Origin of the sequence: Streptomyces sp. NPDC048018 (genome assembly GCF_043202995.1) — a bacterium.
Lineage (GTDB): Bacteria > Actinomycetota > Actinomycetes > Streptomycetales > Streptomycetaceae > Streptomyces.
This window is the reverse complement of sequence record NZ_JBIDBK010000005.1, coordinates 428,063-453,494: the sequence shown is the minus strand read 5'-3', so window position 1 is coordinate 453,494 and position 25,432 is coordinate 428,063. Positions and strand designations below refer to the sequence as shown.

At 72.1% G+C, this 25,432-nt stretch carries 23 protein-coding genes and 1 tRNA gene; 11 read left to right on the top strand and 13 right to left on the bottom strand.

Going from position 1 to position 25,432, the window contains the following annotated elements:
* Positions 1-72: 72 nt before the first annotated feature.
* The 5 genes from ACGF1Z_RS21965 to ACGF1Z_RS21945 form a co-directional block, all read right to left on the bottom strand.
* Entirely contained in the window at positions 73-1,539 is a 1,467-nt protein-coding gene (locus ACGF1Z_RS21965; RefSeq protein ID WP_393006443.1) for a peptidoglycan D,D-transpeptidase FtsI family protein, read from the bottom strand.
* Complete coding sequence (locus ACGF1Z_RS21960) at positions 1,536-2,966, bottom strand: FtsW/RodA/SpoVE family cell cycle protein (RefSeq protein ID WP_393006441.1); 1,431 nt, start codon at positions 2,964-2,966, stop codon at positions 1,536-1,538. Before ACGF1Z_RS21960 ends, ACGF1Z_RS21965 begins: the two co-directional genes overlap by 4 nt.
* Before the next feature lie 28 nt (positions 2,967-2,994).
* Positions 2,995-4,479: a Stp1/IreP family PP2C-type Ser/Thr phosphatase gene (locus tag ACGF1Z_RS21955; RefSeq protein WP_393006439.1), complete on the bottom strand. Its 1,485-nt coding sequence runs from the start codon at positions 4,477-4,479 to the stop codon at positions 2,995-2,997.
* 185 nt (positions 4,480-4,664) lie between these two features.
* Positions 4,665-5,198, bottom strand: coding sequence for an FHA domain-containing protein (locus ACGF1Z_RS21950; RefSeq protein WP_393006437.1), 534 nt, complete (start codon positions 5,196-5,198; stop codon positions 4,665-4,667).
* A gap of 10 nt (positions 5,199-5,208) precedes the next feature.
* Entirely contained in the window at positions 5,209-6,081 is an 873-nt protein-coding gene (locus tag ACGF1Z_RS21945; protein WP_393006435.1) for an FhaA domain-containing protein, read from the bottom strand.
* A 405-nt stretch (positions 6,082-6,486) separates the two neighbouring features.
* Between ACGF1Z_RS21945 and ACGF1Z_RS21940 the strand changes: the two genes are divergently transcribed.
* From ACGF1Z_RS21940 to ACGF1Z_RS21925, 4 genes are all read left to right on the top strand, one after another.
* Positions 6,487-6,570: transfer RNA gene (locus tag ACGF1Z_RS21940), tRNA-Leu, on the top strand.
* A 459-nt stretch (positions 6,571-7,029) separates the two neighbouring features.
* Positions 7,030-7,575 carry a GNAT family N-acetyltransferase gene (locus ACGF1Z_RS21935; RefSeq protein ID WP_393006433.1) on the top strand — a complete coding sequence of 182 codons (546 nt, stop codon included), beginning with the start codon at positions 7,030-7,032 and terminating at the stop codon, positions 7,573-7,575.
* Between the two features lie 331 nt (positions 7,576-7,906).
* Complete coding sequence (locus ACGF1Z_RS21930; RefSeq protein WP_393006926.1) at positions 7,907-9,628, top strand: sensor histidine kinase; 1,722 nt, start codon at positions 7,907-7,909, stop codon at positions 9,626-9,628.
* A gap of 105 nt (positions 9,629-9,733) precedes the next feature.
* Entirely contained in the window at positions 9,734-10,369 is a 636-nt protein-coding gene (locus ACGF1Z_RS21925) for a response regulator (RefSeq protein WP_393006431.1), read from the top strand.
* A gap of 192 nt (positions 10,370-10,561) precedes the next feature.
* On the opposite strand, the gene ACGF1Z_RS21920 is transcribed toward ACGF1Z_RS21925, so the two are convergent.
* Positions 10,562-11,083 (bottom strand): MarR family winged helix-turn-helix transcriptional regulator, encoded by a 522-nt coding sequence (locus tag ACGF1Z_RS21920; RefSeq protein ID WP_393006429.1) that lies wholly within the window; start codon positions 11,081-11,083, stop codon positions 10,562-10,564.
* Positions 11,084-11,155: 72 nt separating this feature from the next.
* Between ACGF1Z_RS21920 and ACGF1Z_RS21915 the strand changes: the two genes are divergently transcribed.
* The 4 genes from ACGF1Z_RS21915 (at position 11,156) to ACGF1Z_RS21900 (ending at position 15,634) form a co-directional block, all read left to right on the top strand.
* Positions 11,156-12,316: a hypothetical protein gene (locus ACGF1Z_RS21915; RefSeq protein ID WP_393006427.1), complete on the top strand. Its 1,161-nt coding sequence runs from the start codon at positions 11,156-11,158 to the stop codon at positions 12,314-12,316.
* Positions 12,317-12,444: 128 nt separating this feature from the next.
* Entirely contained in the window at positions 12,445-13,908 is a 1,464-nt protein-coding gene (locus tag ACGF1Z_RS21910; protein ID WP_393006425.1) for a DUF2252 domain-containing protein, read from the top strand.
* A gap of 506 nt (positions 13,909-14,414) precedes the next feature.
* On the top strand, positions 14,415-15,218 hold the full coding sequence (locus tag ACGF1Z_RS21905; protein WP_393006924.1) for a J domain-containing protein: 804 nt from the start codon (positions 14,415-14,417) through the stop codon (positions 15,216-15,218).
* A 71-nt stretch (positions 15,219-15,289) separates the two neighbouring features.
* Entirely contained in the window at positions 15,290-15,634 is a 345-nt protein-coding gene (locus tag ACGF1Z_RS21900; protein ID WP_393006423.1) for a rhodanese-like domain-containing protein, read from the top strand.
* 98 nt (positions 15,635-15,732) lie between these two features.
* On the opposite strand, the gene ACGF1Z_RS21895 is transcribed toward ACGF1Z_RS21900, so the two are convergent.
* The 6 genes from ACGF1Z_RS21895 to paaA all read right to left on the bottom strand — a co-directional run bounded on the left by ACGF1Z_RS21895 (position 15,733) and on the right by paaA (position 20,554).
* A complete protein-coding gene (locus ACGF1Z_RS21895) occupies positions 15,733-16,866 on the bottom strand; it encodes an acyl-CoA dehydrogenase family protein (RefSeq protein ID WP_393006421.1) in 1,134 nt (377 codons plus the stop codon).
* A 94-nt stretch (positions 16,867-16,960) separates the two neighbouring features.
* Entirely contained in the window at positions 16,961-18,049 is a 1,089-nt protein-coding gene (locus ACGF1Z_RS21890) for a 2Fe-2S iron-sulfur cluster-binding protein (RefSeq protein ID WP_393006419.1), read from the bottom strand.
* A complete protein-coding gene (gene paaD, locus ACGF1Z_RS21885) occupies positions 18,050-18,553 on the bottom strand; it encodes a 1,2-phenylacetyl-CoA epoxidase subunit PaaD (RefSeq protein WP_393006417.1) in 504 nt (167 codons plus the stop codon). It lies immediately after the preceding gene.
* Positions 18,547-19,275, bottom strand: coding sequence for a 1,2-phenylacetyl-CoA epoxidase subunit PaaC (paaC, locus tag ACGF1Z_RS21880; RefSeq protein ID WP_393006415.1), 729 nt, complete (start codon positions 19,273-19,275; stop codon positions 18,547-18,549). The genes paaD and paaC overlap by 7 nt, the downstream gene beginning before the upstream one ends.
* Complete coding sequence (paaB, locus tag ACGF1Z_RS21875) at positions 19,272-19,559, bottom strand: 1,2-phenylacetyl-CoA epoxidase subunit PaaB (RefSeq protein ID WP_393006413.1); 288 nt, start codon at positions 19,557-19,559, stop codon at positions 19,272-19,274. Before paaB ends, paaC begins: the two co-directional genes overlap by 4 nt.
* Entirely contained in the window at positions 19,556-20,554 is a 999-nt protein-coding gene (gene paaA / locus ACGF1Z_RS21870) for a 1,2-phenylacetyl-CoA epoxidase subunit PaaA (RefSeq protein ID WP_393006411.1), read from the bottom strand. Before paaA ends, paaB begins: the two co-directional genes overlap by 4 nt.
* Positions 20,555-20,666: 112 nt before the next feature.
* Between paaA and ACGF1Z_RS21865 the strand changes: the two genes are divergently transcribed.
* Genes ACGF1Z_RS21865 through ACGF1Z_RS21855 form a run of 3 tightly spaced genes read left to right on the top strand, consistent with a single transcriptional unit; the run spans position 20,667 to position 23,598 of the window.
* Positions 20,667-21,707, top strand: a complete 1,041-nt coding sequence (locus ACGF1Z_RS21865) for a DUF5819 family protein (protein WP_393006409.1) — start codon at positions 20,667-20,669, stop codon at positions 21,705-21,707.
* Entirely contained in the window at positions 21,704-22,921 is a 1,218-nt protein-coding gene (locus ACGF1Z_RS21860; RefSeq protein WP_393006407.1) for an HTTM domain-containing protein, read from the top strand. The genes ACGF1Z_RS21865 and ACGF1Z_RS21860 overlap by 4 nt, the downstream gene beginning before the upstream one ends.
* A complete protein-coding gene (locus ACGF1Z_RS21855; RefSeq protein WP_393006405.1) occupies positions 22,918-23,598 on the top strand; it encodes a TrmH family RNA methyltransferase in 681 nt (226 codons plus the stop codon). The genes ACGF1Z_RS21860 and ACGF1Z_RS21855 overlap by 4 nt, the downstream gene beginning before the upstream one ends.
* 49 nt (positions 23,599-23,647) lie before the next feature.
* Here ACGF1Z_RS21855 and paaN read toward each other — a convergent pair whose 3' ends face one another.
* Positions 23,648-25,345: a phenylacetic acid degradation protein PaaN gene (gene paaN, locus ACGF1Z_RS21850; protein WP_393006403.1), complete on the bottom strand. Its 1,698-nt coding sequence runs from the start codon at positions 25,343-25,345 to the stop codon at positions 23,648-23,650.
* Positions 25,346-25,432 lie beyond the last annotated feature (87 nt).

Genomic DNA, 25,432 nt, shown 5'->3' with positions numbered 1-25,432 from the left:
GGTATCGGTCACGGTCCCGCGCGGTGACATCCGTCACCGCCCCGGTCCGGTCCGGGCCCACCGGCCGGAAGATCAGCTCCTGCTGTTCAGTACCGCCTTCATCACGGCCTTCGCGATCGGGGCCGCCAGGCCGCCACCGCTGATGTCCTCGCGGTCGGTGCCCTCGGAGTCCTCGACGATCACGGCGACGGCGACCGGGGAACCCTGGTCGGTCTTCGCGTACGAGATGAACCAGGCGTAGGGACGCTTGGCGTTCTTCTCGCCGTGCTGGGCCGTGCCGGTCTTGCCGCCGACCTTCACGCCGTCCTTGTGCAGGTCGGCGTTGCCGCCGGTGCCGTTCTGGACGACGTTCTCCATCATCTGCTGGAGCTTCTGGGCGGTCTCCGGCGAGACGGGGCGGCTGAGCTCCTCCGGCTCGGTCTGCTTGATGACGTCGAGGTTCGGCGCCACCAGCTTGTCGACCATGTACGGCTTCATCAGCTTGCCGTCGTTGGCGATCGCGGCCGTCACCATGGCCATCTGCAGCGGAGTCGTCGCCGTGTTGAACTGGCCGATCGACGACAGCGCGTTGCCGCCGCGGTCGGCCTGCTTGTCGTAGACGGAGGCGACGGCGCGGACCGGGGTGAACTGCTCGGAGTTGAAGCCGAACTTCTCCGCCATCTCGACCATCTTGTCCCGGCCGACGTCGTCACCGAGCTTCGCGAACACCGAGTTGCAGGAGATCTCCAGCGCCCTGTTCAGACTGGCGTTGGCACAGCCGCTGGCGTGGTTGACCATCGGCTTGGTGGAGAGCGGGATCTTCCAGCCCTCGGGCGTCTCGGTGGCCGCGTTGATGTCCGTGACCTTGCCGTTCTCCAGCGCCGCCGCCGCCGTGACGACCTTGAAGACGGAGCCGGGCGGGTAGATCTCGCGGAGGGCGCGGTTCAGCTTGGGCTTGTTCTTGTCCTTCTCCAGCGCCTGCCAGGCCTTGGCGTCGGAGTCGTGGTAGCCGGCGAAGGAGGCCGGGTCGTACGACGGCGTCGAGGCCAGCGCGAGGATCTTGCCCGTCGACGGCTCGATCGCGACGACCGCGCCCGTCTTGTTGCCGAGCCCCTTGAACGCGGCCCTCTGCGCGGCCCCGCTCAGGGTGGTGACGACGTCGCCGCCCTTCTTCTTCTCACCGGTGAACATGGCGAGCGTGCGGTCGAAGAAGAGCCGGTCGTCGTTGCCGGTGAGGATGCCGTCCTCGATCTTCTCGATCTGGCTGGCGTCGAAGGCCTGGGAGGCGTAGCCCGTCACCGGAGCCCACATCCTGCCGTCGATGTACGTGCGCTTGTACGCGTAGAACTCGTCGCCCGAGTCGACGGAGCCGGTGATCGGCTTGCCGTCGACGATGATGTTCCCTCGCGCGTTGGAGTAGCGCTCGATCGTCACCCGCCGGTTCTTCGGATGGGCGTTCAGCTCGTCGGCGCGCACGTACTGGAGCCAGTTGTCCCGCACCAGCAGGGCGAAGATCAGCAGGCCGCAGAAGATCGCGACGCGGCGCAGCGGCTTGTTCACGGACGGACCACCTGCGTCATCTCGGCGTCGGGGTTCGGGGCGGGGGAGGGCGCGGGGCGGCGCGCGGTGTCGCTGATGCGGATCAGGACGCCGATCAGCGCCCAGTTGGCGATCACGGACGAGCCGCCGTAGGCGAGGAACGGCATCGTCATACCGGTCAGCGGGATGAGCCCCATGACACCGCCGGCGACCACGAAGACCTGCAGGGCGAACGCGCCCGACAGGCCCATCGCGAGCAGCTTGCCGAACGGGTCGCGGGCGGCCAGGGCCGTGCGCACACCGCGCTCGATGATCAGCCCGTAGAAGAGCAGGAAGACCATCACACCGGCGAGACCGAGCTCCTCGCCGACGGTGGCGAAGATGAAGTCGGAGTTGGCGGCGAAGCCGACCAGGTCGGAGTTGCCCTGGCCGAGGCCGGTGCCGAGGATGCCGCCGGAGCCGAACGACATCAGCACCTGCGTCATCTGGTCGCAGGCCATGGCCATGTTCGAGCCCTCGGGCGCGGTCTTCAGGCACTCGAAGGGGTCGAGCCAGGCCGCCACACGCGACTGCACGTGGGAGGCGGTCGAACCGACGACGACCGCACCCGCGGTCGACATCAGCAGACCCATGACGACCCAGCTGGTCCGCTCCGTCGCCACGTACAGCATGATCACGAACATGCCGAAGAACAGCAGCGAGGTGCCGAGGTCGTTCTCGAAGACCAGGATGAGCAGGCTGATCGCCCAGATCGTGAGGATCGGGCCCAGGTCGCGGCCACGCGGCAGGTAGAGCCCCATGAACCGGCGGCTGGCCAGTGCGAGCGCGTCCCTCTTCACCATCAGATAGCCGGAGAAGAAGACCGCGAGGACCAGCTTGGCGAACTCACCGGGCTGGATCGAGAAACCGCCGACGTTGATCCAGATCTTGGCGCCGAAGACGTCCGCGCCGAGGCCCGGGACGAGCGGCAGGATCAGCAGGACGAGGGCCGCCGCCATCGAGATGTAGGTGTAGCGCTGCAGCACCCGGTGGTCCTTCAGGAGCAGCAGCACGCCCACGAACATGGCGATGCCGATCGCCGAGTACATCATCTGGTTCGGGGCGTCGGGGCTGAAGGTCTTGTAGCGGGCGATGATCCGCGGCGACTGGTCGAGGCGCCAGATCAGCACCAGGCCGAGGCCGTTCAGCAGGGTCGCCAGCGGCAGCAGCAGCGGATCCGCGTACGGGGCCCACTTGCGCACCACCAGGTGCGCCACTCCCGCGAGCAGCGTGAGGCCCGCCCCGTACCCGAGCATGCCCGGCGGCACCGTGCCGTCGATCGCGAGACCGACGTTGAGGTACGCGAACACCGGAATGGCGACGGCGAACGCGAGCAACGCCAGCTCGGTGTTGCGGCGGCTCGGCGCCTCGATGGCGCCGATGGTGGTCGTGTTGGTGACAACGCTCATGGTGGTGAAAGGCCCCCTACGGGTCTGCCTACTGCTTGCCGCAGTTCGAGGCCAGCTTCTGCTCCTCCGCGGACAGGGTGGGTCCAGGGGACGGCGCGGCCGGGGTGGGCTTGGGGTTCGGCGAGGCGGCGCCCTCCGAAGGCGGCGGCGTGCTCGCCTTGTCGGCGGCGGACGCGGCGGCCTTCTGGCGCTGCTCGGTCTTCTTGCAGGCCGAGGCCTGCAGCGAGAGCTCCGCGATCTTCGTCCGGGCCTTGTCGAGGCTGCCGCCCGCGATCGTGTCCTCGACCTGCTTGCGCTGGTACGCCGGCAGGTACTTGAGTTCGATCTCGGGGTGGTCCTTCTCGACCTCCGAGAGCTTCACCCAGGCGAGGTCCTGGCTGATGCCCCGGTACAGCGCCACGTGCTCGTCCTTCGACCCCACGTAGTACTGGGTCTGCGTCCAGCGGTAGCCGCCGTACAGGCCGCCGCCGATCACACCGAGGGCGAGGAGCAGGAAGAAGGAGCGCTTCAGCCACTTGCGGCCGGTGCGCGGCTTCACGAAGTCGTCGTCCGCGTACGAGCCGAACGAGCCCTGCGGCGGCATCCCGCCGTAGCCGTGGTCGTCGCCGCTGCCGGGCGGGCCGAAGCCGCCCGCGGGGGGCTGCTGGTGCGGGGCCGGCCGGCCGAGCCCGGAGGCGCGGCCCGCGGGCGTGTGCATCGCGCCGCCGTCGTGCAGCTGGGCCTGGTTCTCGGCGACCGCGCCCACGATGACGGGGGTGTCGCTGAGGTGTCCGGCGAGGGTGTCGCCGCCGTCGACGTCCAGGACGTCGGCGATGATCACCGTGATGTTGTCCGGGCCGCCGCCGCGCAGCGCGAGCTGGATCAGCTCCTGCACCGTCTCGTGCGGGCCCTGGTAGCTGGCGAGGGTCTCCTCCAGCGTCTGGTGCGACACGACGCCCGACAGGCCGTCGGAGCACACCAGATAGCGGTCGCCGGCCCGCACCTCGCGGATGGAGAGATCGGGCTCGACGTGGTCGCCGCTGCCCAGGGCGCGCATCAGCAGCGAACGCTGCGGATGGGTCGTCGCCTCCTCCTCGGTGATGCGGCCCTCGTCGACGAGCCGCTGCACCCAGGTGTGGTCCTGCGTGATCTGCGTGAGCACGCCGTCGCGCAGCAGGTACGCGCGCGAGTCGCCGACGTGCACCAGGCCGAGGCGCTGGCCCGTCCACAGCAGGGCGGTGAGCGTCGTGCCCATGCCCTCCAGCTGGGGGTCCTCCTCGACCATCATCCGCAGCTGGTCGTTGGCGCGCTGCACGGCCGTACCCAGCGACGTGAGGATGTCGGAGCCGGGGACGTCGTCGTCGAGCGTCACCAGGGTCGAGATCACCTCGGAGGAGGCGACCTCACCGGCGGCCTGGCCGCCCATGCCGTCGGCGATCGCGAGCAGCCGCGGTCCGGCGTAGCCGGAGTCCTCGTTGCCCTCGCGGATCATGCCCTTGTGCGAGCCCGCGGCGAAACGCAGCGAAAGACTCATGCCCACCTGCCCTGTCGGCGCCGCCTCGGGGTGCCGCCGGTCTCGAGCCACACTGCCCACCCTCCGGTCGGGAGCCCGTACCCGCCCTGGCCCGCTGCCCGGGCAGCCGCGCGGTCCCCGGGGCGGCCCTTCGTGGGGAACGTCCCGGCGCGCTCGCTCCGCTCGCGCTTACTCATGATGTAGCACTACTTCCGAAGCTCGATGACGGTCTTGCCGATGCGGATCGGCGCGCCCAGCGGAATCGGTGTCGCGGTGGTGAGGCGGGTCCGGTCGAGATACGTGCCGTTGGTGGACCCGAGATCCTCGACGATCCACTGACCGTCCCGGTCCGGGTAGATCCTGGCATGCCGGCTGGAGGCGTAGTCGTCGTCCAGCACGATCGTCGAGTCGTGGGCCCGGCCCAGCGTGATCGTCTGGCCCTGCAGGGCGACCGTGGTGCCGGTGAGGGTGCCCTCGGACACGACGAGCTTGGTCGGGGCGCCGCGGCGCTGCCGCCCGCCGCCGGCGGCCGCGGCCGGCTGTCCGCCCCGCTGCTGCGGAGGCGCGGCGGCCTGGCGGGCACCCTGCTGTGCGGCGCGCCCCTCCTGGCGGCGCGACCCGCGCTGGGTGACCCGCGTGCCGAACAGGTCGCTGCGAATGACCTGGACGGCCACGATGACGAACAGCCACAGAACGGCCAGGAAACCCAACCGCATGACCGTCAGGGTCAGCTCTGACATTGCCCCCGCTTCACCCTTCGGCTTGCCGGTAAACGATGGTGGTGCTGCCCACGACGATCCGCGAGCCGTCGCGGAGCGTAGCGCGGGTGGTGTGCTGCCCGTCCACCACGATGCCGTTGGTGGACCCGAGATCCGCGATCGTCGAGGGCGTTCCGGTCCGGATCTCACAGTGCCGGCGCGAGACGCCGGGATCGTCGATCCTCACGTCCGCGTCGGTGCTGCGGCCGAGGACCAGAGTCGGGCGGGAGATCTGATGGCGGGTGCCGTTGATCTCGATCCAGCGACGGACCTGACCGCCGCCTCCGCCCGGCACGGGCGCGGGGCCGCCGGGGCGGCCCGCGGCGGGCGCGGCCGGACGGTGACCCGGCATCGCCGGGGCGCCCGGCGGCGGGGCGGCGGGCATCGGCGGAGCGCCGGCCGGCGGATAGCCGTAGCCGCCGCGGGGCGCCTGCTGCTGCGCCTGACCGGGGTGCTGGGCGTGGCCGGGGGACGGCTGCGGCTGTGACGAACTCGACGCGAGCGTACGGCTGCGCACCCGGTACAGACCGGTGTCGAGGTCCTCGGCCTTCTCCAGGTGGACCTTGATCGGGCCCATGAAGGTGTACCGCTGCTGCTTGGCGTAGTCCCTGACCAGGCCGGCGAGCTCGTCGCCGAGCTGGCCCGAGTAGGGGCTGAGGCGCTCGTAGTCCGGCGCGCTCAGCTCGACGATGAAGTCGTTGGGGACGACGGTCCGCTCGCGGTTCCAGATCGTCGCGTTGTTGTCGCACTCGCGCTGGAGCGCGCCGGCGATCTCGACGGGCTGGACCTCGGACTTGAAGACCTTGGCGAAGGTGCCGTTGACCAGACCTTCGAGTCGCTGCTCGAACCGCTTCATGACTCCCATGGGGCACCTCCTCCGTCGTTGTCGCCCTGGTACTGCTTACTGATCGTATCCACGCGTCGGGAAATCGGCTGGTTCCCCTTCTCTGCCCTGTGGACGAGTGTCACCTCTCACAGACCTTCCGCAGTCCCATCCGCAGTCCCATCGGCAGGCTGCCCCCACGGATCGTAGAGGCGGCCTGTGGACAGTGTCCCGCACCCGAGGGCGAAGCAGGAGGGCCCCGTGCGTCACTGCCGCCCTTCTTCTCCCCCCGACCCCGTCGCTCACTCGCTCCTCGTCCCCTGTCTCCTCGTCAGCGGAGGAGGGGTCGAAACAACGGATGTGAATCCAAGGCCTGCGACGTGCTAATCTTCAGATGTCGCCAGGCGAACGAACCGAAAAGGTGAGGGAGCCCGGAGACCACCCAATGCGCGGGTGGCGGAATAGGCAGACGCGCTGGATTCAGGTTCCAGTGCCCGAAAGGGCGTGGGGGTTCAACTCCCCCCTCGCGCACCGACGAAACGGTCGGCATCGTAATCACGATGCCGACCGTTTCTCATTTCCCCGGTCCGGTCGGTCCGGTCCGTTCCTGTGGTCCTGGGCTGCCGGGTCGGCGCAGGCCCGGTTTCCTGTCGGCGGACGCCGGGTGTGACGTAGGCCACGGGGATGTGCGGGGGCGCCCCGTCGGGCGGGCCGCGCGGGCCGGTCAGCATGATCGGGCAGGGCAGGGCAGGGCAGGGCAGGGCAGGGCGGGGCGGGGCCGGGCCGGGGGGCCGGGCAGGGCCGGGCAGGGCAGGTCGGGCCGGGGGTGGTCTTCAGCGGCCTCCAGGGGCCTCCAGGGTCTTCACGGTCTCCAGGAGTCTCCAGGGGAGTTGACCACCGGGGTCGGGACCACCGGACAATCCGATGAGCCGACGACCGGCCCGGGCCGGGAGCTTTCCCTGTCCACGCACACCCTGGAGGATCCGCACCATGAGCAGCACCTCGTCGCCTTTCCCCGACCGGATCGAGCTCCGGGGCGAAGGTCTCGTCCTGCGGGACTGGACGGAGGCGGACCTGGCCGCGATGCCGGATCTCTTCGACGACCCGGACGTCGCCTACTGGACGCCGATCGTCTCGCCCTTCGACGAGGCCGCCGCCCGCGCACGGTTGGTCCGGGACCGGGAACTGCGGGCGGAGGGCACGACCATCCTGCTCGCCATCACCACGGACGGTTCCGCACCGCTCGGCGAGGTGATGCTGCGGCGCGCCCCCGAGGGCATGGAGATCGGTTACGCGGTCGGGCCGGCGCACCGAGGCCGGGGACTGGCCGCGCGGGCGGTGCGGGTGATGGCGGCGTACGCCTTCGGGGAACTGGGCGCGGAGCAGGTGATCCTGGAGCTGGAGGCCGAGAACGCCGCCAGCGTCGCCGTCGCCACCAAGGCGGGCTTCGGCCTGCTCGACGTGCCGCTGATCGAGGGTGAGGAGAAGGGCCGCCCCTTCGTCCTGCAGACCTGGGGGCTGACCCGCGCCTCGTGACGCGGTGCGGGGGCGGAGGTCCCGTCGGTTCGGCGGGAGCGGGGACGGATCGGTTTGGCGGGGGCGGGGGCGGGGGGCTCGTCGGTCTCGCGGGCGGACGGCACCCTCGCGGTCCCCGAGGCCGACGACCTTCGTCGACACGGGGTGCGACGAAAGAGGACGGCGGCGGGTCGAGCGCGCGGCCTATCGTGCGAGCGTGGAAGCTCCTTCGAAGATCGGGACCGCCGGGACTCGGCTGGTGACGCTGCTCGGTGCGGCGTGGCGCTGGTTCGCGGTGCCCGAGCAGTGGTCGCGCCGCAGGACTGCGGGCGAGCTCGTGGGCGCCCTCGTCATGGCCCTGCTGGGCGCCGGCACCCAGGACATCCTCGGCGGTGACGGCTGGGTCCTCGCCGTGGTCGCCGTCGGCTCGGCCGTGCTGTCGCTGCTGCGGCGACGGCTCCCCGCCACCGTGCTCGTCCTCACGTCGTTCCTCACCCCGTTCGTCCCGGGCTTCCTGGCGCTGCTGATCCTCATCGGCTGGTCGGCCGGTCGCTACATCGCGGGTGCCGGGCGGGCCCTCGTCGCGTTCACCGCCGCCTACGTGCTGAACATGGCGGCCACCGTCGCCGAGTCCTGGGGCCAGCAGCGGATGCTGACCATCGCGTTCATCTCGACCCTGTACTTCCTGGGCACGACGCTCGCGCCCGGACTCGCGAACCGCTACTGGACCCAGCGCCGGACCCTGCTGCACGCCCTCCAGGAGCGCAACGTGCAGCTGTTGCGCGAGCGGGCGATGGTCGTGGGGCAGGCGCGGATGCGGGAGCGGCAGCGGATCGCCCAGGACATGCACGACAGCCTCGGTCACCAGCTGGCGCTGATCTCCGTGCACACGGGCGCCCTCGAAGTGGACCCGCATCTGACCGGCCGCCAGCGCGAGGTGGTCGCGGTGCTGCGGAACGCGTCCGTGGACGCCATGCACGAGCTGCGTGAGGTCGTCGGCATCCTGCGCGACGGCGTCGCCGCCCCGGACGAGGGACCGGGTGGCCCGGTCGCGCCGCCGGGCGACGAGACGGGCCGGGCGGCACGGGGGACGGCCGGCATCGAGGGGCTCGTCGCGGCCGCCCGGTCCGCCGGCACCACCATCGGCCTGACCCGGCGCGGCGACCCGCGGGCGCTCGCACCGGCCGTCGACCACGCCGCGTACCGGATCGTCCAGGAAGGCCTGACGAACGCCTACAAACACGCGCCGGGCGCCCCGATCACCGTCGAAGTGCGCTACGAGCCGGACGCGTTCGTCGTCGAGGTCCTCAACGAGGAGACCGCGGAGCGGCCGACGGGCGTCGTCAGCGGCGGACAGGGCCTCACCGGGCTGCACGAACGCGCCCGCCTCGTCGGCGGCATCGTCCACGCGGGCCGTGCGGACAGCGGAGGCTTCCGGGTCGCCGGCGTCCTGCCGTACGGGGCGGTGGAGGCCGTGCCGTACGTGGACCCCTTCACCGATCCGGGCGCCGACCCGACCGGGGCGGGACTGGCGGGCCCTCAGGCCGCCCTGTACGCCGCGCCTTTCGTCGATGCGGCCGACGACTTCCGGCAGCAGTCGAAGAACGCCGTGATCGGCAACCGTGGTCAGGTCGCAGTCGGACCGTCCGACTGGACCGTGACCGAGCGGGAGTTGGCGATGGCGATGAAGGCGGGGCGGGGCAGGAGCACCGGCGGCGGGATAGCGATCGGGTGCGGGATCGCGTTCGCCGCGCTCGTGCTGCTGCTGGTCGCCGCGGGCTTCGGCGTCTTCTTCATGGTGAGCTCGGTGTCGGACGCGATGATCGACCCCGCCGAGTACGACGCCGTGAAGGTCGGGCAGAGCGAGCAGGAGGTACGCGACCGACTCCCTTCGGGCGACACGATCGCGACGACCGGTCTGCACGGGAAGGGCCCCGCGGAGCCCGAGGGTTCCACGTGTCTGGTCCTGATGAGCTCGCAGACGGGGGACGACATGGAGTCCGAGCCCGTTTTCCGGTTCTGCTTCAAGGACGGCAAGCTGATCGAGAAGAAGTCGTACGACGTCGTGCGCTAGCCGCCCCGTCGTACCGGGAGCCGTTGGGGAGTGGCCGTGACTGGGTCAGGAGCCGGGACCGGGACCGCAGGGACCGGGGCTGGGGCGGGACAGCGGATCAGAGTGGTGATCGCCGACGACGAGCCCCTGATCCGGGCCGGGATCCGGATGATCCTCACCTCCGATCAGGAGATCGAGGTGGTCGCCGAGGCCGTGAACGGCCGGGAGGCCGTCGACCTGGCCCGCGCCCACGCCGCTGACGTCGTGCTGCTCGACATCCAGATGCCCGTGCTCGACGGGCTCTCCGCCCTGCCGGAGCTCCGCCGGGCGGCGCCGTCGACCCGCGTGATCGTGCTGACGACCTTCGGTGAGCGGGAGAACGTGCTGCGGGCGCTGGAGCACGGCGGGGCCGGCTTCCTGCTCAAGGACACCGCGCCGGCCGAGCTGATCCGGGCCGTGCGGGCCGCCGCCGCGGGCGACGCGTACCTGTCCCCCGCCGCGACCCGGCACGTGGTCGAGCAGCTCGCCTCCGGGCGGGAGGCCGCCCGTGCGGAGGAGGCGCGGGCCCGGCTCACCGCGCTCAGCGAGCGCGAGCGCCAGGTGCTGGAACTGCTCGGGGAGGGTCTGTCCAACGCCGACGCGGGCCGGCGCCTGCACATGAGCGAGGCCACGGTGAAGACGTACGTGAGCCGGATTCTGGCCAAGCTGGGCTGCGAGAACCGCGTGCAGGCGGCGCTGCTGGCGCGGGACGCGAGGCTGTAGGCGGGCCCGCCCCGGCGAGCGGAGGCGGTCCTGCCGGGACGGGGCGGACCGCTGCCACGTCCCGGCGCAATCCGCTCTCGGGTCCATCCCGGCTGGGGCTCCGACTCTGGCCTGGGCTCCGGCTCCGGCCTGGGCTCCGGCCCTCTGCGGCTTGGGTTCCGGCACTGGCACCGGCCCCGGCCCTGGCTGGGGCTACGGATGAGGCTTGGGCTTGGGCCAGGAGTCGCCGATGGGGGTGGGCGGGCCGCCCGCGTCGCCGGCGGTGTTGTAGCGGAGGAGATAGGTCGCGAAGGCGGCGAGATCCTCGGCCGACCAGTCCTTGAGGCGTTCCTCGTACGCGGCGAGCCGGCTGGCCTGCGTGGAGGCGAGGACCTGGGTGCCCGCCTCGGTCGGGTGCAGCACCTGGACCCGGTGGTCGGCCGGGTCGGGGCGCCGTTCGACCAGGCCGAGCTTCTCCAGGGCCGCGATCTGGCGGCTGACCGTGGACTTGTCCAGCAGGTAGTGCGCCGCGAGGTCCGTGGCGCGGCAGCCCTGCTGGTCGTCGATGTGGGCGAGAAGCGTGTACGAGACCAGCGGCAGCTCCGGATGGAGCCGTGCCGCGGCCGCCCGTGCCCGGCGGGCGAAGGCCGTCAGTTCCCGCTGGATGATGTCGAGAGAGTTCTCCCGCGCGCCGCCGTTCATGGTGCGCTCCTTGCTGCCGCGAGACGGGCGCATGTGCCGCACCCTCCCTTTCAGTTGTATAGTACAACGGTACTTTAGTTGTAAAAGCCAACCATGGAGGTTCAGGTGTCCGCAGGACCGACCACCAAGGGAGCACTGCGCCACGTCCTCGGGCATCTGCTCACCCCCCTGCTCATGTGCGTCGGCATGGGCCTCGCCTACCTCGGCGCCTTCCACGCGCCCGAGCCGCACCACCTGCGCGTCGACATCGTCGGCTCGGGACCGCAGGCCCAGGTCCTCGCCCAGACCCTCCAGGACAAGGGCGCCGGCGCCCTCGACGTCCGCACCGTCCCCGACCGCGCCACCGCCACCGCCGCCCTGCGCGACCGGGCCAGCTTCGGTGCCTACCTCCCCGGCGAGGCCCCGTCCGCGCCGGCCGCCGGGAACGCCGCCCGCCCCGAGCTCCTCGTCGCCTCCGCCTCCTCCGACACCAGCGCCATGGCCGTCGAGAAGGTCTTCACCAAGGTCGCCGCCACCCGGGGGCAGCCGCTCAAGGTCACCGACGTCGCCCCCGTCTCCGCCGGCGACCCCACCGGCCAGGGCGTGTTCTTCCTCCTCGTCGCCCTCAGCATCGGCTCCTACGCCTCCGTCGCCGTCATCGGCGGCGCCGGCGCCGTCCTCCCCATGCGGATCCGGGCCCTGCTCGCCGCCGGCATGTCGCTCCTCGTCAGCCTGGTCGGCGCCGTCTTCGCGGGGCCCCTGTTCCACCTCGTCGACCACGGTCTCGCCGGGGTGTGGGCCATGTCCTGGCTGTACAGCGCCGGCATCCTGCTGATCGGCGTCGGCCTGCACACCTTCCTCAAGCGCTGGACCACCCTCGGCGTGATGGTCCTGTTCGTGATGCTCAACTTCACCAGCTCCGGCGGCATCTACCGGCCCGAACTCCAGCCCGGCTTCTTCGGCTCGCTGCACGCCTTCTGGAACGGCGCCGGATTCGTCGAGGGCGTCCGCGACCACGTCTACTTCGGCGGCCACGCCCTCGGCGGCAACCTGCTCGTCCTGACCCTCTGGCTGCTCGCGGGCATCGCCCTGACCGTCATGGCCGGCCTCACCGAAGCCCGCCGCCGCACCTCCTCGACGGCGGTGACCGCCACGGCCACCCCGCCCGGCCCGGCCTCCCCGGGCGCACCCGCCTCCCCTGCCCAGCACGACCCGACGACGCCGGAAACGGAGCAGGCGAAGGCCGAGAAGGCGGAGGAGGAGATGGAGGAGGCGGTCGGCGTCTGACCGCCCGGGGGAGTTGTCCACAGGCCGTTGTCCACAGGGGGAGACGGCTGGTGGCCCCGGCTGTACCGTCATGACCCGTCAACGAACTTGATGTTGGCGGAACAGCGAACGGCGGGGGAGGGCGTCCCATGGACGACAACACGGCAGCGGTACCGGGACAGCGTGCTCCCTCGACGGCGGACGGCGGCACGACCCGCCTTCCGCACGTCCCCGGCTTCGCCCCCCGCGCCACCCCCGGGGCCGCCCCCTCCGCCAAGCAGCGCGGCAAGCGCCTCCGGGACGTCCTCCCGCGCGCCGCACAGGCCGAACTCACCCCCGCACCCGACCGCCCCGACGCCGCCCGCGCCGTCGAGGAGTCCAACCACGGGCGCGTGCCCGAACTCACCCCCATCCGGGTCGGCCGCATGGCGGCCAGCCCCTTCGCCTTCCTCCGCGGCTCCGCCGGCCTCATGGCCCACGACCTCGCCGGCTCCCCCGTCACCGGCATAGCCGCCCAGCTGTGCGGCGACGCGCACGCCGCCAACTTCGGCCTCTACGGAGACGCCCGCGGCCGGCTCGTCATCGACCTCAACGACTTCGACGAGACCGTCGTCGGCCCCTGGGAATGGGACCTCAAGCGGCTCGCCACCTCCCTCGTCCTCGCCGGACGAGAGGCCGGCGCCGACGAGGAGACCTGCCGGGCCGCCGCCTTCGACACCGCCGGCGCCTACCGCCGCACCATGCGCCTGCTCGCCCGGCTCCCCACCCTCGACGCCTGGAACGCCATCGCCGACGAGGAGCTCGTCTCCCACACCGACGCCCGCGACCTCGTCGGCACCCTCGAACGCGTCTCGGCGAAGGCCCGCAACAACACCAGCGCACGCTTCGCCGCCCGCTCCACCGAGGCCGTGCCCGAGACCGAGGGCGGCGGCCGGCGCTTCGTCGACGCACCACCGGTGCTGCGCCGCGTCCCCGACGCGGAGGCGGCCGCCGTCGCCGCCTCCCTCGGGCCCTACCTGGCGACCGTCTCCGAGGACCGGCTGCCGCTGCTCGCCCGGTACGCCGTCCACGACGTGGCCTTCCGCGTCGTCGGCACCGGCAGCGTCGGCACCCGCTCGTACGTGGTGCTGCTCCTCGACCACCGGGGCGAGCCGCTGGTCCTCCAGGTCAAGGAGGCCCGCCCCTCGGCGCTGCTGCCCTACCTTCCGGCGCTCGGCTTCACGACGCTCGACGTCGGGCACGAAGGACGGCGTGTGGTGCTCGGACAGAAGCGGATGCAGGTCGTCAGCGACATCCTGCTCGGCTGGACGACGGTCGAGGGACGGCCCTTCCAAGTACGCCAGTTCCGCAACCGCAAGGGCAGCGTCGACCCCGCCGCCCTCACCCCCGACCAGTTCGACGACTACGGCCGCATGACCGGCGCCCTGCTGGCCCGCGCCCACGCCCACAGCGCGGACCCGCGGCTGATCGCCGGCTACTGCGGCAAGAACGAGGAGCTCGACGAGGCCGTGGCGACCTTCGCCGTCGCCTACGCCGACCGCACCACCGCGGACCACACCGACCTCCTGTCGGCCATCCGCAGCGGCCGCATAGCAGCGGAACACGGCGTCTGAGACGAGGACGCACCGTCGGCCCCGGCGACGCCTGCAGCCCAGGGGCGTCCGGAGGCCCCCGGAGGCCCCCGGACGCCGTACGGGGGCACCCTGGAGGCAGTCCTGGGGCGGTTCGGAGGCGGCACGGGGCCAGCGTGGGCGGCCGGGGCTTCCTGGACGGGGCGGCGACAGGCATCGGTTCGGGAGCCGGACGGAAACCGGCCCGGGCCCGGGCAGCGGACGCCTCGGGGGCGCCCCGGGAGCGCACGGGGGTCTCTGGGCGCCGATCGGGGCTGGTGCTCGGGGGTGACGGCGAGAGGCACGGCGCCCTGGGGACGACCGAGGTGTGCTCGTCGGTCCCGCGCTCCCTGTGCAGGGGTGGGGCCGCACGGAAGGGTGTCGGTGGGTGTCGGCGCGTGGCTTCACGTGGGTGGGGGTGGGGAGGAGGGGGTGGGGGGAGGGGAGGGAGGGGGGGGAGGCCCCCCGAGAGAGCCGTAGGCTGGGTGGGGACGAGCCGGAACGAGGACGTGGACGGGCGTGACGTGAGCGTGGACCAGAGCGAGCGGCCTGAGGCGAGGCTCGATCAGGCGGTTCGGGTGGCCGAGCAGGCTCTGATCGAGTTCGAGATCGCGGTCGAGACCTTCCGGGTCGAGGTGGAGAACTTCTCCCGGCTGCATCACCAGAGGCTCGGCCCGATGTACGCGCGGCTCGACGAGCTGGACGCGCAGATCGCGGAGGCCAAGGCGGCGCAGACCGGGGATCCCGAGGACCTGCGGCGCGCCCAGGAGGCGCGGGCGGCGGTCATGCCGATGCCCGGTGTCGAGGAGCTGTTCCACGACTGGATCGACTCCGACGGCCTGTCCCCCGAAGCGGCGGCGATGCTCACGGAGCGGGCGGTGCAGTCACCGAAGCGGGTGCGGCCGTCCGACGAGGTGCGCAAGCTGTACCGGGAGCTGGCGCGCCAGGCCCATCCGGATCTCGCGCGGGACGAGGACGAGCGCACGCGGCGCGAGGAGTTCATCACGCGCGTGAACGCCGCCTACGCCCGTGGGGACGAGGCCCTGCTGAAGGAGCTGTCCGCGGAGTGGGCGGCCGGGCCGGTGCCGGAGGTGCGGCTCAGCGAGAGCGAGGAGCTGTACGCGCGTCTCGAGTGGCTGGCGCAGCGCAAGGAGATGCTGTCGGTGGTCGCGCGGGAGCTGGAGGAGAGCGCGATCGGCGCGATGCTGCGGATGGCGCCGGACGATCCCGACCGGCTCCTGGAGGAGATCGCGGAGCAGCTGCTCGCGCAGGTCGCCGAGCGTGAGGCGGAGCTCGCCGCGCTCGTCCGGTAGGCCGGGTGCAGTAGTTTCGATGGTGGTGCGCCCGTGGGTGGCGCTGAGCTGTGAGAGAGAAGGCCAGGTCCATGAATTTCGCCCCGCTGCCGTCCGTCGACGCGGCCTCCGTGCCGGCCGACGCTCTGGTTCTGGACGTGCGTGAGGACAACGAGTGGGCGGCCGGTCATGTCGAGGGCGCGCTGCACGTTCCGATGAGTGATTTCGTGGCGCGTTTCGGTGAGGTGACCGAGGCCGTGGCCGATGGCCGTCAGGCGTTCGTGATGTGCCGGGTGGGTGGCCGTTCGGCGCAGGTGACGCAGTACCTGGTGCAGCAGGGCATCGACGCGGTGAACGTCGACGGCGGCATGCTGGCCTGGGAGGGTGCCGGTCGTCCGATGGTGACGGACGACGGCGGCTCCGCCTTCGTGCTCTAGTTCCGAGGCGGTTCCCGGACCCTGCGGGGTTGTTTTCTGCCGCCGGCGCGGGGTTTGCGGCCTGGTCGGTGTTCTCCGGCCGGGCCGTCGCCGGTTCGTCAGGCGAGCGGGTGGGCGGCCAGCAGGTCGCCCAGTTCCTCCTCGTGGAGGGCGGCGGGGCCGAGGGAGAGTTCCAGGTGCTTGGCCCAGGCGTGGTAGCGGTGCAGGGAATAGTCGGTGTCCGCGCCGAAGCCGCCGTGGAGGTGCTGGGCGGTCTGGACGACGCGGCGTACGCCTTCGGCGGCCCAGATCTTGGCGACGGCGATGTCCGCGGCGGCCGGGAGTGCTCCGGTGGCGTCGGTGGTGATGCGCCAGGCGGCCTGCCAGAGGGTGACTTCCATGGCGCGCAGGTCGATGTAGCGGTCGGCGGCCTGGACGGCGACGGCTTGGAAGGTGGCCACGGGGTGGCCGAACTGTTCCCGCTTGCCGGTGTACTGGCTGGTCATGTGCAGGACCTGTTCGCCGAGGCCGAGGGCGAGGGCGCAGGTGCCGGTGGCGAGGAGGGCGTGGAGTCGTTCCCAGGTGCCTTCGGTGTCGATGACGTCGGCGGGGTCGACCCGGAGGTCGTCGAGGTGGAGTTCGGCGAGGAGTTCGCCGTGGGTGCCGTACTGGTCGGCCAGGGTGAGTCCGGGGTGGCTGCGGGGGAGCAGCGCGAGGACGGTGTGGCCGTCGGGGGTGTGGGCGGGGACGGCGATGAGGTCGGCCTGGTGGGCCCAGGGGACGGCGCTGGTGTGGCCGTCGAGGGTCCAGCCGGTGGTGTCGCGGTGGGCGGTGACGGCGAGGGGGGCCGGGTCGTGGCCGGTGCGGCCCTGGGCGGCGGCGGTGAGGACGAGTTCGCCGCGGGCGACGCGGGGGAGCAGGGCGTCGGTGGTGGCGGTGGGGGCGTGGTGCTGGAGGGTGAGCGCGACGGCGCTGGTTTCCAGGAGGGGGACGCGGGCGAGGGCGCGGGCGGATTCGCGCAGGACGAGGCAGAGGGCGATGGGGTCGAGTCCGGCGCCGCCGTGGGCGGGGTCGAGGACGAGGCCGAGCAGGTCGGTGTCGGCGAGGCGGGCCCAGAGGGCGCGGTCGAAGTCGTCGTCGACCGCGCCCGGGGTGAGGGCGGGGCTGGGTACGGCGTCGGGTGTGACGTCGGCGAAGGCGGCTTTGGCCGTCTCGGCGGCCGCCTGCTGCTCTTCGGTGAAGGTGAAGTCCACTGTCCTGCCCCTTCTCGCCTTGCCCCGCTGTTCTCTGACGGGTCGTCAAGATAGAACAGGTTCTAGTGGAAGGGAATGGGCGGGGCCGACCGGGTCAGCGGTCGAAGTCGAGCTCGACCTCCGGCGTGGCGGGACGGGACTGGCAGGCCAGGACGTAGCCGGCGTCGGTCTCCTCGGGCTCCAGGGCGAAGTTGCGGTCCATGCGGACCTCGCCGGTGACGAGGAAGGCGCGACAGGTGCCGCACACGCCGCCCTTGCAGGCGTACGGGGCGTCCGCCCGGGCGCGCAGCACGGTGTCGAGGAGTGTCTCGCCGCGCTGGACGGGCCAGTTGCCGGAGCGGCCGTGCAGGGTGGCGGTGAGGGTCGCGTGAGCGGGGGCGTCCGCTGCGGCGGCCGGCGTGGGGCCGGTGCCGTCGTCGACGTGGAAGATCTCCTGGTGGACGCGGGCGCGGTCGACGCCGAGGCCGTGCAGGGCCTGTTCGGCGCTCTGCACGAGTCCGAAGGGCCCGCACAGGAACCAGCCGTCGATCTCGCCGACGGGCAGGAGTGCGGGCAGGAGGGCGGTGAGCCGTTCCGCGTCGAGCCGTCCGGAGGGGAGTCCGGCCTGCTGCTCCTCGCGGGAGAGGACGGTGATGAGCTGGAAGCGGTCCGGGTAGCGGTCCTTGAGGTCGGCGACCTCGTCGAGGAACATCGTGGAGGCTTCGGTGCGGTCGCTGCGGACCAGGCAGAACCGTGCGTCGGGCTGCCGGGCGAGCAGGGTGGCGGCCATCGACAGGACGGGCGTGATGCCGCTGCCGCCGACGACGGCCGCGAAGTGTCCGGGGCGCGGGGCGAGGACGAAGCGGCCCATGGGTTCCATGACCTCGACGAGGTCACCGACGGCGAGCTCCTTGAGGGCGTAGGTGGAGAACTCTCCGCCGTCGACGTGTCGGATGCCGACGCGCAGCACCGGGGTCTCGCCGTCGGCGGCGGCCGGGGCGCAGATCGAGTACGTGCGGCGGATCTCCGTGCCGTCGGCCGCGGTGCGGCGCAGGGCGAGGTGCTGGCCGGGGGTGTGCCGGTAGGCGTCGACGAGCTCGGCCGGGACCGTGAAGGTGACGGCCACGGAGTCGTCGGTGAGCTGCTCGACCTCGCTGACGCGGAGCGGATGGAACCCGGCCCGGCCGGGGCTCTGGGACGGCATCTACAACTCCTTGAAGTGGTCGAACGGTTCGCGGCAGGAAGTGCAGCGGCGCAGTGCCTTGCACGCGGTGGAGGAGAAGCGGCTGAGCAGCTCGGTGTCGGTGGAGCCGCAGTGCGGGCAGCGGATCGCGAGGGTGAGCGTCACGGGCCCGCCGGCCGGCCCCTGGGGGCGGGGCGGCGCGATGCCGAACTCGGCGAGCTTGCGGCGTCCTTCGGCGGTGATGTCGTCGGTCGACCAGGCGGGGCTGAGGACGGTGACGACCGAGACCTCGGGTATGCCGTGGGCGTGGAGGGCGTGCTCGATGTCGGAGGACATCGCCTCGATCGCCGGGCAGCCGGTGTAGGTCGGGGTGAGTTCGACCTCGACGCGGCCGGGGCTCTGGACGTGGACGCCGCGGACGACGCCGAGTTCGGCGAGGGTGAGGACGGGCAGCTCGGGGTCGGGCACGGCGCCGGCGATCCGGGCCAGTTCCTCTTCGAGGGCGGTCGGGGTGGTGGTCACCACGACGCCCCCGGGTGGCTGCGGTGCAGGTGCTGCATCTCGGCGAGCATGCGGCCGAAGGACTCGGTGTGCAGGCCCTGGCGGCCGGCACCCGCGCGCCAGGCGCCGGTGCGGGGGCCGGAGGGGACGGTGAGCGTGGCCTTTTCCAGGACGGCGGTCACGGAGGTCAGCCAGGCCCGTTCCATGGCCTCGCTGTCCACGTCGAGGCCGTCGAGGGGCTGGAACAGTTCGCCGGTGTAGCGCCACAGTGCGTCGCAGGCGTGCTGCATGCGCCGGTGGCTCTCCTCGGTGCCGTCGCCGAGGCGCAGGGTCCAGTGCTCGGCGTGGTCCTGGTGGTAGGCGACTTCCTTGACGGCCTTGCCGGCGAGTCCGGCGAGCGGGCTGTCGGTGGCGGCCAGCTGCCTGTACAGCAGGTGCTGGTAGGTGGAGAAGTAGAGCTGCCGGGCGATGGTGTGGGCGAAGTCGCCGTTGGGCTGCTCGACGAGCTGGCAGTTGCGGAAGGCGCGTTCCTCGCGGAGGTAGGCCAGTTCGTCCTCGTCGCCGACGAGGGAGAGCAGGATCCGGGCCTGGCCGAGGAGGTCGAGCGCGATGTTGGCGAGGGCGACCTCCTCTTCGAGGACGGGTGCGTTGCCGGCCCACTCCCCCAGGCGCTGGGCGAGGACGAGGGCGTCGTCGCCGAGGGCGAGCGTCGCGGCCGGGACGCTGGTCGTGGTGGGGCCGGTCACAGGTGCTTCACCCCGTCCGGGATCTCGTAGAAGGTCGGGTGGCGGTAGGGCTTGTCCGCCGAGGGCTCGAAGAAGGGGTCCTTCTCGTCGGGCGAGGAGGCGGTGATCGCCGTCGAGGGGACGACCCAGAGCGACACGCCCTCGTTGCGCCGGGTGTAGAGGTCGCGGGCGTTGCGCAGGGCCATCTCGGCGTCCGGTGCGTGCAGGCTGCCGGCGTGGGTGTGGGACAGTCCGCGGCGCGAGCGCACGAACACCTCCCACAGCGGCCATCCGTCGGTGGTCATGCGCGTGCCTCCCCGTTCTCGTGCTGTCCGGCGTGCTTCTCCGCGTAGGCCGCGGCGGCGTCCCTGACCCAGGCGCCGTCCTCGTGTGCCTGGCGGCGCTTGGTGAGCCGCTCTTCGTTGCACGGGCCGTTGCCCTTGAGGACGTCCCAGAACTCGGCCCAGTCGATGGGGCCGAAGTCGTGGTGCCCGCGCTCCTCGTTCCACTTCAGGTCGGGGTCGGGGAGCGTGAGGCCGAGGCTCTCGGCCTGCGGGGCGGCGATGTCGACGAAGCGCTGGCGCAGTTCGTCGTTGGAGTGGCGCTTGATCTTCCACGCCATCGCCTGGGCGGAGTGGGTCGATTCGTCGTCCGGAGGCCCGAACATCATCAGCGAGGGCCACCACCAGCGGTTCACCGCGTCCTGGGCCATCGCGTGCTGGGCCTCGGTGCCGCGGGAGAGGGCGAGCAGCGCCTCGTACCCCTGGCGTTGGTGGAAGGACTCCTCCTTGCAGACCCGGACCATGGCGCGCGCGTACGGCCCGTAGGAGCAGCGGCAGAGGGGGACCTGGTTGGTGATGGCGGCGCCGTCCACGAGCCAGCCGATGGCGCCGACGTCGGCCCAGGTCAGCGTCGGGTAGTTGAAGATGGAGGAGTACTTCTGGCGGCCGGAGTGGAGCTTGTCGAGGAGCTCGTCGCGGCTGGCGCCGAGGGTCTCGGCCGCGCTGTAGAGATACAGCCCGTGGCCCGCCTCGTCCTGGACCTTGGCCATGAGGATCGCCTTGCGCCGCAGGCTGGGCGCGCGGGTGATCCAGTTGGCCTCCGGCTGCATGCCGATGATCTCTGAGTGGGCGTGCTGGGCGATCTGGCGGATGAGGCCGGCCCGATAGGCCTCGGGCATCCAGTCGCGGGGCTCGATGCGCTCGTCGGCGGCCACTGCGGCATCGAACACCGCTTCGAGGGCGGCCTGCGTCGCCGTCGAACCCGCTGTCCCTGTCGTCTCTGCCGTACCTGTGGTCATCGGACCCCCTACCGACCGATCGTTCGGTTGAATGACTTCAATGGTCGTTCGGGGGCCCGTATGGTGTCAACCTCTGTGGACAACTGCTTGGGCCGATCGGGAGCGGGGCGCGGTGGACTCATACGGCGGCAAGGGGGCCGGGGGCGTCGGTGACGACGCCGGCGCGGGAGGCCCCGATCAGGGCGTCACGCCCGCGCGCGAGTCCGCTCGCGGGATCGAACCCACACGCGAACGCACGCCCGCACGCCTGGCCGACGCGGGCACCCGGGCCGTGGAGCCCGCCGAGGTCGAGGCGTCCGCCGAGGCCGTGAGCCCCGCCGGCGCCACCGCGACAGGCGATGCCGACGCGACGGGCCCCGCGGCCGCGGCAGGTGACGCCGACGAGACAGGCACCCCGGCAGCGGCGACCGGGGCCGTCCCGCCCCGCCCCGGGGCCGTCCCGGCTCCCTCGCCCGAGGCCGGAGCCGCTGGCGCGGGCGGCGGCGTCCCGCACGGCCCCCGGGCCGGCATCGCCGCGCTCTCCCTGCCCTACCAGGTGGTCGCGGCCGTCGCCCTCGCCATGGTGGCCGTCTTCGCCTGCGTCCACCTCGCGATGGTCTTCCTGCACGTCGCGCCCTCGAACACGCTCACCAAGCAGCACGGCGAGGCCGTCGACGACTGGGTGTATCCCGAGTTCGAGCAGAACTGGAAGCTCTTCGCCCCCAACCCGCTCCAGCAGAACAACTCCGTCGAGGTCCGCGCGCAGATCGCCGGAACCGACGGCGGCCGCAGGACCACCGGCTGGATCGACCTGTCCGCCCAGGACGCCGAACGGATCCGCGGCAGTCTGCTGCCCAGCCACACCGAGCAGAACGAGCTGCGCCGGGCCTGGGACTTCTATCTCGGCTCGCACACCGAGGACCACCGCCCGAACGGGATGCGCGGCGAGCTCTCCGAGCGGTACATGCGGCGGATCGTGATGCTGCGCCTGGACGAGAAGGAGCTCGGCGGCCGGGTCCAGAAGATCCAGCTGCGCTCCGTCAGCCGGCCCGTGCCGGCCCCCGCGTGGAGCACCGAGAAGGCCGACACCCGGCCGGCCTACCGTTCCTGTCCGTGGTGGCGGATCACCGCCGCAGACCGGCCCGCCGGGGCCACCGTGGAGGCGGCCCGATGAGCCCCGACCCCGCCGCCGAGCAGCCCCGCGTTCCCTTCGACCGGCGGCTCGCCGCCGCCGTCCAGAAGGTCACGGCGAACGCCCTCGGCCCGTACCAGACGGCGATCGTCCGGATCGGCTTCTCCCTCACCTGGCTGCTGTTCCTGCTGCGCGAGTGGCCCCACCGGCTGGAGCTGTACGGCCCCGACGGCCCCTGGTCCTGGGAGATGGGCCGGCGGCTGATCACCGACAACGGCGCGTTCAGCGCGCTGATGTGGTCCGACGGGCGCGTCTGGTTCGAGATCGTCTACGGCCTCGCCGTCCTCTCCGCCGTCCTGCTGCTGCTCGGCTGGCACACCCGGGCCGTGTCGGTGGTCTTCATGGCCGGCGTGCTCTCCCTGCAGAACCGCTCCATCTTCATGGGCGACGGTGGCGACAACGTGGTCCATCTGATGGCGTTCTACCTGGTCCTCACCCGCTGCGGGCGGATCTGGTCGCTCGACGCCCGGCGCGCGGCCCGCGGCCGCGGCCAGGGCGGACCGGTCGGGCCGCTGCTGTGGACCGTGCTCGGCGGCCTCCTGATGGCCGCCACGTACTTCTCCGACAGCACCGGGGAGTGGTGGCTGCTGGTGCTGCTGTGGGTGCTGTGGCTGGGGCAGGGGCTGTGGTGGCTGGTGTGCCGCTACGCCCCCGACGAGCCGCGCGTCCTGCTGGACGTCCTCGCCAACCTCGTCCACAACGCCACCCTCGTCGTGATCATGGCCGAGGTCTGCCTGATCTACGCCACCGCCGGCTGGTACAAGATCCAGGGCTCGCGCTGGCAGGACGGCACCGCGCTGTACTACCCGCTCAAGCTGGACTACTTCTCCCCCTGGCCCGCGCTGTCGGACATGCTGGGGGCGAGCGGGACCACGGTGATGCTGCTGACCTACGGCACCGTGATCGTGCAGGTCGCCTTCCCCTTCACCCTGTTCAACCGCAAGGTCAAGAATGTGCTGCTGGCGGCGATGATGCTGGAGCACGCCGGCATCGCCGTGCTGCTGGGGCTGCCCTTCTTCTCCCTCGCGATGATCGCCGCCGACGCCGTCTTCCTGCCCACCGTGTTCCTGGTGTGGCTGGGCGCGCGGGCGGCGCGCGGCCGGGACCGGATCCTCGGCCGGGACCGGGTCGCCGCGGAAGGGCCGGCACCGAGCCGGTCGGGTGCGGAGCCGGGCCCCCGTACCCTCGTCGGGTGAGCACCACCGAAGAGAAGCCCGGACCCGTCGAGGGCGGCGAGCCGATCCAGTACGACGAGGGCTTCGGCCCCGAGATCGGTGTCGGGCCGCACCCGGAGCCCTGGCCGGATGACGAGCGCCACGACCCCGAGCTGCTGGCCGGCGGCGACCGGCGCAATGTCGTCGACCGCTACCGCTACTGGACGCGCGAGGCGATCGTCGCCGACCTGGACACCCGCCGGCACGACTTCCACGTGGCCGTGGAGAACTGGGGTCACGACTTCAACATCGGCTCGGTGGTGCGCACGGCCAACGCCTTCCTCGCGAAGGAGGTCCACATCGTGGGCCGCCGGCGCTGGAACCGGCGCGGCGCCATGGTCACCGACCGCTACCAGCACGTGCGCCACCACCCGGACACGGAGGCGCTGACCGCGTGGGCGGCCGCCGAGGACCTGCCGATCATCGGCATCGACAACCTGCCGGGCGCGGTGCCGCTGGAGCGCACCGTGCTGCCGCGCCGCTGTGTGCTGCTCTTCGGGCAGGAGGGGCCGGGCCTCACCGAGGAGGCGCGGAAGCACGCGGCGATGGTCTGCTCGATCGCCCAGTTCGGCTCGACCCGGTCGATCAACGCGGGTGCCGCGGCGGCGATCGCCATGCACGCCTGGGTGCAGCGCTACGCGGAGATCTCCCAGGACTGACCGCCCCGGTGCCGGACGCGTGCCCGGCACCGGCGACGGCCGGTGGAGGTCAGGCCTGGCGGCGGACCTCCACCACCCGAAAGCGGTTGGAGACGAAGGCGCCGTCGCAGAGCGCCGCGTTCGCCGCCGGGTTGCCGCCCGAGCCGTGGAAGTCGGAGAACGCGGCCGTCTGGTTCACGTAGACGCCACCCGTCAGGTTCAGCGAGAGCTGCGCCGACTCCTCCAGGCAGACCTCCTCGACGGCCCGCTCGGTCTCCGCCGAGGTCGTGTAGGCGCCGACGGTCATCGCACCCTTCTCGCGGACCGTGCGCCGCAGCAGCTCCAGGGCGGCCTCGGTCGAGTCGACCGCGACGGCGAAGGACACCGGGCCGAAGCACTCCGAGAAGTACGCCGCCTCCGCGTCCGGCTTGGCGCCGTCGAGCTTCACGATGACCGGGGTGCGCACCACGGCGTCCGGGAACTCCGGGTTGACCACCTCGCGGGAGGCCAGCGCCACCTCGCCGAGGCTTGCCGCGGCCTCCAGGCGCGCCTTCACGTCCGGGTTGACCAGGGCGCCGAGCAGCGCGTTCGCCCGGGCGTCGTCGCCGAGCAGGCCGCCCACCGAGGCCGCCAGGTCGGCGGTCACCTCGTCGTACGACTTGGGACCCTGGTCGGTGGTGATGCCGTCGCGGGGGATCAGCAGGTTCTGCGGGGTGGTGCACATCTGGCCGCTGTACAGCGACAGCGAGAAGGCCAGGTTGGAGAGCATGCCCTTGTAGTCGTCGGTGGAGTCGACGACCACCGTGTTGACGCCGGCCTTCTCCGTGTAGACCTGCGCCTGGCGTGCGTTGGTCTCCAGCCAGTCGCCGAAGGCGGTCGAGCCGGTGTAGTCGATGATCCTGATCTCGGGGCGGACCGCCAGGGTCTTGGCGATGCCCTCGCCCGGACGCTCGGCGGCCAGCGCGACCAGATCGGGGTCGAAGCCGGACTCGGCGAGGACCTCGCGGGCGACCCGGACGGTCAGGGCCAGCGGGAGCACCGCGCGCGGGTGCGGCTTGACCAGGACCGGGTTGCCGGTGGCCAGCGAGGCGAAGAGGCCCGGGTACCCGTTCCAGGTCGGGAAGGTGTTGCAGCCGATGACCAGGGCGATGCCGCGGCCGACCGCGGTGAACTCCTTGCTGAGCTCCAGCGGGTCGCGCTTGCCCTGCGGCTTGGACCAGGACGACCGGCCGGCCGGGGTACGGGTCTGCTCCTCGTACGCGTACGCCACGGCCTCCAGGCCGCGGTCCTGCGCGTGGGGGCCGCCGGCCTGGAACGCCATCATGAAGGCCTGGCCGCTGGTGTGCTGAACGGCGTGCGCGAACTCGTGGGTGCGGGCGGAGATCCGGCCGAGGATCTCCAGGCACACCAGGGCGCGGGTCTCGGGGCCGGCCTCGCGCCAGGCCGCCATGCCCGCGCGCATCGCGGGCAGCAGGACGTCGATGTCGGTGTGTGGATACTCGATGCCGAGCTCCGGGCCGTAGGGCGAGGTCTCGCCGGGGACCCAGCCGTCGGTGCCGGGCTGGTCGAGCTCGAAGCGCCGGCCGAGCAGCTCCTGGTAGGCGGAGAGTCCGGCGGCGGCGTCCAGCGAGCCGTTCTCTCCGTAGGCCTTCGGGTGCTCCGGGTACGGCGACCAGTAGGCGCGGGTGCGGATCGTGGCGAGGGCCTGATCGAGCGTGGACCGGTGCTTCTCGGCCAGACGGTCGGTGGTCAGCTGAGCGGTGGCCATGGGTGGACCAACTCCTCGTCGAGCTGGGCAGGGAGACGCGTACGGAGTTAGAGTAACCGAACGATCGGTCGGGACAAGGGGGTCCGG